A 12,017-nucleotide genomic window follows, 5' to 3' on the forward strand; every position below is an offset into this window, starting at 1 on the left:
GGCCACCTTGAGGAACTTCAAGTTCCTCAAGGTGGCCTTCACGAACCAGCGGCTAGGCCTTGCCCTCGCGCCACAGGTTGGTCATCGGCAGCCGCCGGTCGCGGCCGAAGGCCTTGAACGTGATCTTCGTACCCGGCGGGTACTGCCGCCGCTTGTACTCGGCCTTGTCGACCATCCGCACCACGCGGTCGATGGTCTCCGGGTCGAAGCCCGCGGACACCAGGTCGGCGTACCCGCGGTCGCCCTCGACGTAGTCGTCGAGGATGTCGTCGAGCAGCGCGTAGTCCGGCAGCGAATCGGTGTCCACCTGGCCCGGTCGCAGCTCGGCCGACGGCGGCTTGGTGATGGAGTTCTCCGGGATCGGCGGTGTTTCGCCGTTCTTCACGGCCTCGGCGTTGCGCCACCGCGCCAGCTGCCACACGTGCGTCTTGAAGACGTCCTTGATCGGGGCGAACGCACCGACCGCGTCGCCGTAGATCGTCGAGTACCCGACGGCCAGCTCGGTCTTGTTGCCGGTGGCCAGCACCAGGTGACCGTCCAGATTGGACAGTGCCATCAGGAGCATGCCCCGGGTGCGCGCCTGGATGTTCTCTTCGGCCAAGCCGGTCAGGGACAGCTGGTCGACGTACACCCGGACCATGTCCTCGACCGGCTCGACCCGGTAGTGCGCGCCGATCCGCCGCGCCAGGTCGGCGGCGTCGTCCTTCGAGTGGCCGGACGAGTACTTCGACGGCATCGAGACGCCGTGGACGTTGTGGCCGCCCAGGGCGTCCGCGGCCAGCGACGCGCAGACCGCCGAGTCGATGCCGCCGGAGAACCCGAAGATCACCGACGAGAACCCGTTCTTGTGCACGTAGTCCCGCAGCCCGACGACGAGCGCGTGCCACACCTCGGCCTCTTCGGACAGCGGCTCGCTGATCACCGGCTCGGCGGAAGCCGAGTACGCCGGCAGCGGCTCCGCGCTCAGCACCCGGCGCCGGACGTGCAGGCCTTCGAGCTCGCCGTCGGCGGCGTGCCCGCCCGCGGCGAGGTCCATGTCCAGCACGAGCAGGTGCTCGACGAACTGCGGCGCGCGGGCCAGCAGCGTGCCGTCCGCGCCGACGACGAGCGAGTCGCCGTCGAAGACGAGGTCGTCCTGCCCGCCGATCTGGTTGGTGTAGACCAGGGGTGCCCCGGCTTCGGCGGCGCGCCGGGCGATCAGCGGCAGCCGCTGCTCGTCCTTCGACCGCTCGTACGGCGACGCGTTCGGCGCCACGACGAGGTCGACGCCGGCGCGGCCCAGCGCCGAGATCGGCCCGCCGTCCTGCCAGAGGTCCTCGCAGATGACCATGCCGATGTCGAGCCCGTGGAACCGGACGACGTCGAGCGTCGTGCCCGGCTTGTACCAGCGGTGCTCGTCGAAGACGCCGTAGTTGGGCAGGTGGTGCTTGAACTGCCGGGCGACGACCTCGCCGCGGTACAGCGCCGCGGCGGCGTCACGCGGGCCGGCTTCGTCGAGGTCGAGGTAGCCGATGTAGGTGAGCACCTCGCCGCAGCCGGCCTCGTCCAGGCGGCGCGCCAGCGACTCGACGCCCTGCCGCGAGGCGGCGGCGAAGGTCTTGCGGAACGAGAGGTCCTCGATGGGGTAGCCGGTCAGGGACATCTCGGGGAAGACGACGACGTGCGCGCCGGCTTCGGCGGCCCGCCGGGTCCACTCGACGTGCAGATCGGCGTTGCCGTCGAGGTCGCCGACGGTGGGGTTGACCTGGGCGAGCGCGATGCGCAGTTGCGGCATGCCGCCATTCTGGCTCACCGTCACCCGCCCAGCCGAGCGAATGTGGGCGAAATGCCACGCTAGGTCGACGCGACCGCGTCCCGGTGCTTGAGCTTCGCCATCCGCCCGTCCCGGTGGTGCCAGACGATGCCTTCGAACTCCGGGTGCGCGAGCAGCCACGCCATCAGCCCGTCGAAGTCGCGCGGGACGCCGGCGAACTCCTGGGCGCTCGCGTGCGGGACCAGCCGGTGTGCGCCGAGCTTCTCCGGATCGCCGTTGACCTTCGGCCCGCACAGTTCGTAGGTCCCGGGCGCCGCGCCGAGGAGCCCCTCCTGCGCCTCTTCGAAGAACTTCGCGAACGCCGACTGCGCGACCGGCTCCCAGCCGACGGTCTTCCCGGTTTCGGGGTCGGTCTGCACGGCCTCGAACCCGGCCGGGGCGGCCTTGCCCGCCTTCACCTCGCGCCGCGCCCACCAGGTCCCGGACTCGTCGAGCCGGACGCAGGTGCCGTCGTACTTGCGGGTGGGCACGCCTTCGCCGTCGAGCACCCATCGGCACTCGGGGTGCACTTCGCGGGTGACGCGTCGAAGGTCTTCGGGGTCGCGCCGGAACAGCGTCGGGATCTTGCGCATGCCCTGATTCTCCCGGCCCGGGCAACCGGGAAAACCCCCGCCCGGACGAACCGGGCGGGGGCTTCCCAAGAAAACACTACTTCCGCTTGATCATGCTCCGGACCTTCTTGATGGTCTGCTCGAAGTCCGAATCGAACGGGTTGTCGTGCACGAGGTACGTCCACGTCGTGTTCGCCCGCCGGACCCCGGCGTCCCCGAGGTCGATGCCGTCGTCGGTCAGCTCGGCCTCTTCGAGGGTCTTGGCCGCCCGCGAGTCGGCCTCGCCGATGATCTTGTGGAACTCCGGGATCGCCGCGCGGTGGAACTCGTCCAGCGGCGTCTCCCGGGCCAGCGCGCGCAGGTGGATGCTCTCGCGGACGTCGGTCAGGTACGCCAGGTGGTCCGACCACAGCTGGTCGATGTGGAACAGCAGCACCTCGCGGCACATCTGCTCCAGCTTCTCCTGGCCTTCTTCGCCGTCGCCGAGCTTCTCCTTCAGCTCGCCGAACTTCTCCGGGTGCGCCTTCTCGAGCTGCTCCGCCGCGTACGCGGTGCGAAGCACCTTGTCCCGGTGCACCAGCAGGTCCCGCCGCTGCCGCTCGATCAGCCGCGTGTAGCGCCAGGTGTTGCGGTGGATCTCCAGGTCGACGCCCTCGGCGACGCGCTGTGCGTGGTTGAGCTGCCGCAACGCCGCGTTGTCGGTGATCTCGCCGGTCTCTTCGTCGTCGGTGATGCCCTCGGGCACGTCCGGCGCGTTCGACAGCACGAGCTCGTCGTTCAGGCTCGCGAAGAAGATCGCGCTGCCCGGGTCGCCCTGCCGGCCGGAGCGGCCGCGCAGCTGGCCGTCGAGCCGGCTCGACGGGTACCGCGCGGTGCCGATGACGTGCAGCCCGCCCAGCTCGACGACCTCGTCGCGCGACGCCCCGTCGGTGCCGCCCAGCCGGATGTCGGTACCGCGGCCCGCCATCTGCGTGGACACGGTGACCGCGCCCTTCTTGCCGGCCTCGGCGATGATCGCGGCCTCTTGGGCGTCGTTGCGCGCGTTGAGCACGACGCACTCGAGGTCGACCTTCGCCAGCTTCTCGGCCAGCTCTTCGGACTCGGCGACGTCCTGGGTGCCGACGAGGATCGGCCGCCCGGTTTCGTGCACCGTGCGGATTTCCTCCTCGATCGCCCGCAGCTTCTGCGACGGCGACGCGAAGACCCGGTCTTCGAGGTCTTCGCGGATGTTCGGGGTGTTCGGCGGGATGACCGCGACCTCGAGCTCGTAGAACTCCCGCAGCTGTTCGGCGACGGCGACCGCGGTACCGGTCATGCCGGCGACCTCCGGGTACCGCGCGAGCAGCGCCTGGACGGTGATCGAGTCGAGGATCTCGCCGCGGTCGGTCGCGGTGACCTGCTCCTTCGCCTCGACGGCGGCCTGGAGGCCGTCCGGCCAGCGCTGCAGCTCGGCGACCCGGCCGCGGGCGGCGTTGATGAGCTGCACCTTGCCGTCGCGGACCAGGTAGTCGACGTCGCGGGTGAGCAGCGCGTGCGCGTGCAGCGCCACGTTCACCGCGGGCAGCCGGTCCGAAGCCGTTTCGCCGTAGAGGTCGTCGACCTCCAGGCCGAGCGACTTCGCGACGACGGACGCGCCGGCGTCGGTCAGCCAGGCGTTGCGGCCCTCGCTGTCGGTCTCGTAGTGCAGGCCGAGGCGCAGCCGCCGGACGACCTTCGCGACCTCCTCGTCGGCGTCGGTGTGGTCGATCGAGCCGGCCATCACCAGCGGGACGCGGGCCTCGTCGACCAGCACCGAGTCCGCCTCGTCGACGATCGCGACCTCGGGGGCGGGCTGGACGAGGTCGGCCACCGAAGTCACCAGCCGGTCGCGCAGCACGTCGAAGCCGATCTCGGCGACGGCGCCGTACGTGACGTCCTTGGCGTAGGCCTCGCGACGCTCCTCGCGCGAGTGCGACGGCTCGACCCAGCCGACCGACACGCCGAGCAGGCCGTACACCGGGCCCATCCACTCCGCGTCGCGCCGGGCCAGGTAGTCGTTGACGGTGACGACGTGAACGCGCTTTCCGCGGATGGCGTACCCGGCCGCGGCCAGCGCACCCGCGAGGGTCTTGCCCTCACCGGTCTCCATCTGCACGACGTGCTTGGTGAGCAGGCCCATCGTGCCCAGCACCTGCACGTCGAACGCGCGCTCGCCCAGTGCCCGCCGCGCGGCCTCGCGGCCCAGCGCGCACACCTCGACGAGCTGGTTGTCGCCGAACGCGGTGTCCTTCAGCGTCTCGCGAAGCTTCTTCGCCCGCTCGGTCAGCTCCTCGTCGGAGAGCTTTTCGAGCTCGGGTTCGAGCTTCTCGACCGCGGGCAGCAGTGCTTCGTAGCGGGTCAGCTCGACGCTGCCCGGCCGCTGGATGATCCGGCGGAGCTTCTTGCCCACCCGGCTGATCAGTGCTGCCACCCCTGGTCTCCCGTTCTCTCTCGCTCGACCGGCCTCCACCACCCAACGCGACGGTGGTGCGTTCGAGTTCCGCGGCCGGATGGGACGATCCAACCGTGTTCCCACATCCCAGCGCCAGGTCCCGTAGTCGCCGGATCACCGCGATCGCGACATCCGTGCTGTTCGCGGCCTCGCTGACCGCGTGCACGTCCTCCGGCAAGACCGAGCCACCCGCGCCGACGACCGAGTCGCACCCGCCGTCCGGGCCGGTGCCCGCCGGGCTGGAGCGCTTCTACGGCCAGAGCCTGAGCTGGGCCGACTGCGCACCTTACGCGACGTCGGAAGACTCGCGGTCGGCGTTCCAGGCGAAAGACGTCCAGTGCGCGCGGCTGACCGTGCCGCTGGACTACACGAAGCCGGCGGGGGACACGGTCACCTTGGGCCTGCTCCGGCGCAAGGCGACGGACACCGGGTCGCGGATCGGGTCGCTCGTGGTCAACCCGGGCGGGCCGGGCGCGTCGGGCATGGTCGCCGCCGCCGGGCTGGCCAAGCCGGTGGCCGGCACCGCGCTGGGCAAACGCTTCGACCTGGTCGGTTTCGACCCGCGGGGGATCGGGGCCAGCCGGCCGGCCATCCACTGCCTGACCGATCAGGAACGGGACGCCGACCGCGCCGACGACAGCGAGACCGACGGCTCGCCGGCGGGCGTGCTGAAGCAGGAATCGCAGGAAAAGGACTTCGCCGCCAAGTGCGCCCAGCGCACCGGCGACGGCACCGGGATGCTGGCCAACGTCGGCACCCGCGACGTCGTGAAGGACCTGGACGTCCTCCGCTCGGTCCTCGGCGACGAAAAGCTCACCTATTTGGGCTACTCCTACGGCACCCGGATCGGCTCGGCGTACGCCGAGGCGTTCCCGAAGAACGTCCGCGCGATGGTCCTCGACGGCGCGGTCGACCCCGAGCAGGACGCGGTCGAGTCCCTCGTCGCGCAGGGCCAGGGCTTCGGGACGGCGTTCACGCAGTTCGCGAAGTCGTGCACGGCCCAGCAGGACTGCGCGCTCGGCCAGGACGCCGGCGGCGCGGTCAAGGCGTTCCAGGACCTCGTCCGGCCGCTGATCGACTTCCCGGTGCCGGTCGGCGACGGCCGCAAGCTCTCCTACGAGGACGCCACCACCGGCGTCGTCCAGGCGCTCTACCAGGAAAGCCTCTGGGACACCCTGAACACGGGCCTCAACGAGCTGAAGCAGCAGCGCGGCGCGACGCTGGAGAAGCTCGCCGACATCTACAACGAGCGCGACTCCGACGGCAGGTACGGCACCACCCAGGACGCCTTCACGGCGATCCGCTGCGTCGACGACCCGCGTGTCACGGACCCGGCCGTCATCCTCAAGGCGCAGGAGGAGTACGTGAAGGCGGCCCCGTTCCTCGACGACGGCCGCCCGGCTTCGGCGGCCCGCGACGCCTGCGCGTTCTGGCCGGTGCCGAACACCTCCGAGCCGCACGTGCCGAACGTCGAAGGCCTGGCGAAGACGTTGGTCATCTCGACGACCAACGACCCGGCGACGCCGTACCAGGCCGGCGTCAACCTCGCGAAGGGCCTGAAGGGCGCGCTGCTCACCTTCGAGGGCACCCAGCACACGGTGTTCCTGCAAGGCGTGAAGTGCGTGGACGCGGCGGGCACGGACTACCTGGTCGACGGCACGGTGCCGCCGGACGGGAAGCGGTGCTCGGGGTAGTGGTTACGGCTGCTGCTCGGTGAGCGACAGTTCGATCATCACCGGACTCAGGTGGTCGCCGGCCGGCGGGATCTGCACCCACAGCCGCACGAAGCGCCGTGGCCCGCCGTCGTCGGCGACCCAGACCTTGACGGTGAGATCGGCGGTGACCTGCGGCAGGACACCGTGCGCGACGGTGGCCGGCACCTGGCCGCCGACCCGCAGCGCGGGCGCGCCGTCGACGTTCTCGCGGCCCTCGGTCTTCGCGTCGGTCACGCCGTCGAGCAGCCGCTTCAGCCCGCCTTGGGGGCCGAGGAAGGTGCTGACCCGGTACCGCGACTCCTGACCGTCGTGCACGTCGAACGGGAACTTGGTGTGCCCCTCACCGTCCTGGACGTCGGCCGTGCCGGTCGCGGTGCCGCCGTCGGCGAGGGTCGCGTCGCCCTCGATCTGGCGCAACGGGAAGCCCGGCAGCACGCCGTTGACGCCGGCCGCGAAGTGCACGCTCCGCACCGAAGCGAACGACGTCGCGGCCTCGCGGACCAGGTCGGCGCCCGCCGGGAACGGCCCGCGCGTGTCGGGCGACCCGGTGCAGCCGGCCGTCAGGAGGAGCGCGAGCAGCAGGGCGAGGCGGAGCATGGCGTGAGCCTACTGTTGGCCTGAATCTTGCGGAGGATGTCCTTCCGGCCACTTCCGCCGTCACGCGCGCGCGGTGAAACTGCCTGAGTGACCGTTGAGACCCGTCCCGCCCCGAAGCTCCACCGCGCCTGGCTGATCGCCGGCGCCGCCTTCGTCGCGCTGCTCGCCTCCGCCGGCTTCCGCGCCGCCCCCGGCGTCCTGATCGACCCGTTGCACCAAGAGTTCGGCTGGTCCCGCACCACGATCAGCTCGGCCGTCTCGGTGAACCTCGTGCTCTTCGGCCTCTTCGCGCCCTTCGCGGCCGCGTTGATGGAGCGCTTCGGCATCCGGCGCGTCTCGGCGACGGCGTTGACGGTCATCGCCCTCGGCGCGGGCGGCACGGTCTTCATGACCGCGAGCTGGCAGCTCGTGCTGTGCTGGGGCGTGCTGGTCGGGCTGGGCACCGGCTCGATGGCCATGGGGTTCGCCGCGATGGTCGCGACGCGGTGGTTCGTCCGCAGCCGCGGCGTCGTCACCGGCGTCCTGACCGCCGCGGGCGCCACCGGCCAGCTGATCTTCCTGCCGCTCATCGCGAACCTGGCGGTCGGCTCGGGGTGGCGCACGGCGTCCCTGGTGATCGCGATCGCCGCGCTCGCCGTCGTCCCGGTGGTCCTGCTGGTGATCCGCGACCACCCCGCCGACGTCGGCACCACGGCCTACGGTGCGCCTGCCGACGCCGAGATCGCGCGCCCGGCAGCGAAGACGGGCTCGGTCCGCCGCGCCCTCTCCGTGCTGGGCCAGGCCGCCCGCACCCGGACGTTCTGGCTGCTCGCGGCCGGCTTCGCGATCTGCGGCGCGACGACCAACGGCCTGGTCGGCACCCACTTCGTCCCGGCCGCGCACGACCACGGCATGCCGCAGACGACCGCGGCGAGCCTGCTGGCCCTGGTCGGTGTGTTCGACGTCATCGGCACGATCTTCTCCGGCTGGCTCACCGACCGCATCGACCCGCGGATCCTGCTCGGCGTCTACTACGCCCTGCGCGGGGTCTCGCTGGCCCTGCTCCCGCAGCTGTTCACCGAGTCGGTGCAGCCGAGCATGTGGGCGTTCATCCTGTTCTACGGCCTCGACTGGGTGGCCACGGTCCCGCCGACCGTCGCGCTCTGCATCCGCGCGTTCGGCGACGCCGGCCCGATCGTGTTCGGCTGGGTCTTCGCCTCCCACCAGCTCGGGGCCGCGTTCGCCGCGTCGGCCGCCGGCCTGGTCCGCGACCAGCTCGGGAACTACACCCTGGCCTGGTATTCCGCGGCTGTGCTGGCCGTCATCGCGTCGGTTGCGTCGCTCGCCATCACCCGGGCGAAGAAGCCCGTGGCGGTACTCGCAACGTGACTTCGGCGGCCACGGCGCGTCGCGAAACACGCCGTTAACACGCTGTGGTTAGGGTGCGGCCATGGATCGCCAGCAGGAATTCGTGCTCCGCACGCTCGAGGAGCGCGACATCCGTTTCGTTCGTCTCTGGTTCACCGATGTGCTGGGGTTCCTCAAGTCCGTCGCGGTCGCGCCGGCGGAACTCGAAGGCGCGTTCAACGACGGGATCGGCTTCGACGGCTCGGCCATCGAGGGCTTCGCCCGCGTCTACGAATCGGACATGGTCGCCAAACCCGACCCGTCCACGTTCCAGGTCCTGCCGTGGGAGACCCCGGACGGCGGCCCCTACTCGGCCCGCATGTTCTGCGACATCGCGATGCCCGACGGCTCGCCGTCGTGGGCGGACCCGCGGCACGTGCTGCGCCGCCAGCTGTCGAAGGCCGCCGAAGCGGGCTTCACCTGCTACGTCCACCCCGAGATCGAGTTCTTCCTGCTCTCGACCATGCCCGACGACGGCAGCGAGCCGGAGCCCGCGGACAACGGCGGCTACTTCGACCAGGCCAGCCACGCCACGGCGACGCACTTCCGCCGGCACGCCATCGAGACCCTGGAAGCGATGGGCATCTCGGTCGAGTTCAGCCACCACGAAGGTGCCCCCGGCCAGCAGGAGATCGACCTCCGCTACGCCGATGCGCTGACGATGGCCGACAACGTGATGACGTTCCGCTACGTCGTCAAGGAGGTCGCGCTGACCCAGGGCGTGCGCGCGACGTTCATGCCGAAGCCGTTCACCGACCAGCCCGGCTCGGGGATGCACACGCACGTCAGCCTGTTCGAAGGCGACCGCAACGCGTTCTACGACGCCGAAGACCCGCATGAGCTGTCGGAGACCGGCAAGGCCTTCGTCGCCGGGGTGCTGCACCACGCGAAGGAAATCTCGGCGGTCACCAACCAGTGGGTGAACTCCTACAAGCGCCTGATCAGCGGCAGTGAGGCCCCGACGACCGTCTCGTGGGGCCGGGCCAACCGCTCCGCGCTCGTCCGCGTCCCGATGTATTCACCCGGAAAGGCGTCATCCCGCCGGGTGGAGATCCGTACCCTGGACTCGGCGTGCAACCCGTACCTGGCGTACTCGGTCATCCTGGCCGCCGGGCTGAAGGGGATCGAGAAGGGCTACGAGCTGCCGCCACCCGCCGAGGACAACATCTGGCAGCTGAGCGACTCCGAGCGGCGCGCCGCCGGGTACTCGCAACTGCCGCAGAACCTGGGGGAGGCGCTGGCCGAGATGGAGAAGTCGGAGCTCCTGCCGGAAGCGCTCGGCGAGCACGTCTACGACTTCTTCCTCCGGAACAAGCGCGTGGAGTGGGACAACTACCGCAGCGCGGTCACCCCGTACGAACTCCGGACGCTCCTCCCGGTGCTCTGACGGTGCGGCGGCCGGTGCTCCTCGCGATCCTGGCCGCCGCACTCGTGCTCGTCCCCGCCGCGCCCGTCGCCGCGTCGCCCGCCCCGCACTTCGACCTCGACTCGGCCGACATCCCGGCGCTGCAGGCGCGGATGGCGTCGGGCCGGCTCACCGCCTCCGGCCTGACCCGGCTCTACCTCGACCGGATCCACCGGGTCGACGGCAAGGTCGACGCGGTCCTGGCGCTCAACCCTTCGGCGCTCTCGCAGGCCTCGGCCAGTGACGCCCGGCGTCGCGCGCACCGCCTGCGCGGGCCGCTCGACGGCATCCCGGTGCTGGTCAAGGACAACGTCGACACCCGCGACCAGTGGACGACGGCCGGGTCGCGGGCGCTGCGCAGCTACCCGGCGAACGACGCGACGCTGATCACCCGGCTGCGCGCGGCCGGCGCGGTGATCCTCGGCAAGGCGAACCTCTCCGAATGGGCGAACTTCCGCGCCGCGAAGCCGACGTCCGGCTGGTCGGGCGTGGGTGGGCAGACGAACAACCCGTACGTGCTGGACCGCAACCCGTGCGGGTCGTCCGCGGGATCCGCGGCCGGTGTGGCGGCGTCGCTGGCCCAGGTGGCGATCGGTTCGGAGACGGATGGCTCGATCGTGTGCCCCGCCGGGATGACCGCTACGGTCGGTCACAAACCGAGCCTCGGCCTGGTCAGCCGCACCGGGGTCGTGCCGATTTCCGCCGAGCAGGACACCGCGGGCCCGATCGCCCGCAACGTCGTCGACGTGGCGCTGACGCTGTCGGTCCTGCAGGGCCGGGACCCGTCGGACCCGGCCACGCTCACCTACCCGCGCACCCAGCCGACGGACTACGCGAAGTTGCTTCGCCCGGGTGCCCTGCGCGGCGCCCGGATCGGCCTGTGGCGGCTGCCGGTCCTGGGGCCCGCGACCGACGCGATCCTGACGTCGGCACGAAATTCCCTGGTCAAGGCCGGTGCGACGGTCGTCGAAGTGACGTTGCCGTACCAGGACAGGCTGCTCGAGCTGGAGTTCCCGGCGCTGCTCACGGAGTTCCACCGCGACCTTGACGCCTACCTGGCGACCCGTCCGAGTGGGCCACGGAACCTGGCCGAGCTGATCGCGTACAACCGCGCGGACCCGCTGGAGCGGACGTGTTTCGCCGGGCAGGAGCTGTTCGAGCAGGCACTGGCCGCGCCGCCGCCGTCGGACCCTGGCTACCTCGCCGGCCGGGCGGAACTGTCGGACCTCGCCCGCCGGTCCCTCGACGAGACGCTGGCCGCGCACGGCCTGGCCGCGATCGCGTCGCCGACCAACCCGCCGGCGTGGAAGACGGACTGCGCGGTGGGCGACAACGACGTGATTCCGTCCTCGACCCCCGCCGCGGTGGCCGGCTACCCGGACGTGACGGTGCCGGCCGGGTTCGCCGGACCGCTCCCGGTGGGAGTCTCGTTCATGGGGGCGAGGTGGTCCGACGCCCGGATGCTGGCGTTCGCGGCCGACTTCGAGCGGGTCTCGCCGGTGCGCGTCCCGCCCCGGTACCTGGCGACGCTGCCGTCGTAGCCCTCTGTGCACGCTCTGACCTGCGACAATGTCGTTAAGTGACCCCCCTGTTTTGGGGCAGTTCCGCGGCATGTAATCTTCTCTTCGTCGCCAGGAACACCGGGTCACACCGGGGCCGCAAGCCCCGGAGACCAGGCCGGGACGAGCGGGTTGACACCGCGGATCGGACCGGGTAAAGTTCAGCGTCGGCCCACGAGCGGCCGCCGACCCCCTACGACTAAACCTCGTAGGATTAGGCATGCTCGACCAAAAGCTTGTGAATATCGCTTGGAACAACTGCCGAGGATTTAGCCGCGGATAACGCGGATGGATTCAGAGTGTGTTGCTTGAGAACTCAACAGTGTGCTAGTGAACTAAGCCAGTAGAGCTTATGTATTGAAACCTCGTATGAGGTTCCTTTGAGAGCATTTATTTGCCTCGATTAAACTGTTCATTGTTGGAGAGTTTGATCCTGGCTCAGGACGAACGCTGGCGGCGTGCTTAACACATGCAAGTCGAACGCTGAACCACTTTCGGGTGGGGATGAGTGGCGAACGGGT

The 12,017-nt window shown here is 70.5% G+C and carries 8 protein-coding genes and 1 rRNA gene; 5 read left to right on the plus strand and 4 right to left on the minus strand.

Annotation, left to right across the window (positions count from 1 at the left end; genetic code table 11):
* Positions 1-52: 52 nt before the first annotated feature.
* The 3 genes from ACLJQF_RS48055 to secA2 form a co-directional block, all read right to left on the minus strand.
* Positions 53-1,774, minus strand: a complete 1,722-nt coding sequence (locus tag ACLJQF_RS48055; protein ID WP_410617327.1) for an NAD+ synthase — start codon at positions 1,772-1,774, stop codon at positions 53-55.
* Positions 1,775-1,833: 59 nt separating this feature from the next.
* A complete protein-coding gene (locus ACLJQF_RS48060) occupies positions 1,834-2,385 on the minus strand; it encodes a DUF5565 family protein (protein ID WP_410617329.1) in 552 nt (183 codons plus the stop codon).
* Between the two features lie 76 nt (positions 2,386-2,461).
* Positions 2,462-4,813: an accessory Sec system translocase SecA2 gene (gene secA2, locus ACLJQF_RS48065; RefSeq protein WP_410617331.1), complete on the minus strand. Its 2,352-nt coding sequence runs from the start codon at positions 4,811-4,813 to the stop codon at positions 2,462-2,464.
* 155 nt (positions 4,814-4,968) lie between these two features.
* Between secA2 and ACLJQF_RS48070 the strand changes: the two genes are divergently transcribed.
* Positions 4,969-6,528: an alpha/beta hydrolase gene (locus ACLJQF_RS48070; RefSeq protein WP_410617338.1), complete on the plus strand. Its 1,560-nt coding sequence runs from the start codon at positions 4,969-4,971 to the stop codon at positions 6,526-6,528.
* A 3-nt stretch (positions 6,529-6,531) separates the two neighbouring features.
* Here ACLJQF_RS48070 and ACLJQF_RS48075 read toward each other — a convergent pair whose 3' ends face one another.
* On the minus strand, positions 6,532-7,146 hold the full coding sequence (locus ACLJQF_RS48075) for an LppX_LprAFG lipoprotein (protein ID WP_410617333.1): 615 nt from the start codon (positions 7,144-7,146) through the stop codon (positions 6,532-6,534).
* Between the two features lie 87 nt (positions 7,147-7,233).
* Between ACLJQF_RS48075 and ACLJQF_RS48080 the strand changes: the two genes are divergently transcribed.
* The 4 genes from ACLJQF_RS48080 to ACLJQF_RS48095 all read left to right on the plus strand — a co-directional run.
* Entirely contained in the window at positions 7,234-8,514 is a 1,281-nt protein-coding gene (locus ACLJQF_RS48080; RefSeq protein WP_410617334.1) for an MFS transporter, read from the plus strand.
* 61 nt (positions 8,515-8,575) lie between these two features.
* Positions 8,576-9,919 carry a type I glutamate--ammonia ligase gene (gene glnA / locus ACLJQF_RS48085; RefSeq protein ID WP_410617335.1) on the plus strand — a complete coding sequence of 448 codons (1,344 nt, stop codon included), beginning with the start codon at positions 8,576-8,578 and terminating at the stop codon, positions 9,917-9,919.
* Positions 9,920-9,921: 2 nt separating this feature from the next.
* On the plus strand, positions 9,922-11,478 hold the full coding sequence (locus tag ACLJQF_RS48090; protein ID WP_410617337.1) for an amidase: 1,557 nt from the start codon (positions 9,922-9,924) through the stop codon (positions 11,476-11,478).
* A gap of 433 nt (positions 11,479-11,911) precedes the next feature.
* Positions 11,912-12,017: ribosomal RNA gene (locus ACLJQF_RS48095) — 16S ribosomal RNA — on the plus strand; the annotation flags it as partial.

Origin of the sequence: Amycolatopsis sp. lyj-109 (assembly GCF_046548995.1) — a bacterium.
Classification (GTDB): Bacteria; Actinomycetota; Actinomycetes; order Mycobacteriales; family Pseudonocardiaceae; genus Amycolatopsis.

Bases quoted from the DNA above. Each gene is read 5' to 3' on its own strand.
- ACLJQF_RS48055 (WP_410617327.1), bottom strand. From the start codon at position 1,774: ATGCCGCAACTGCGCATCGCGCTCGCCCAGGTCAACCCCACCGTCGGC.
- ACLJQF_RS48060 (WP_410617329.1), bottom strand. From the start codon at position 2,385: ATGCGCAAGATCCCGACGCTGTTCCGGCGCGACCCCGAAGACCTTCGA.
- ACLJQF_RS48075 (WP_410617333.1), bottom strand. From the start codon at position 7,146: ATGCTCCGCCTCGCCCTGCTGCTCGCGCTCCTCCTGACGGCCGGCTGC.
- glnA (WP_410617335.1), top strand. From the start codon at position 8,576: ATGGATCGCCAGCAGGAATTCGTGCTCCGCACGCTCGAGGAGCGCGAC.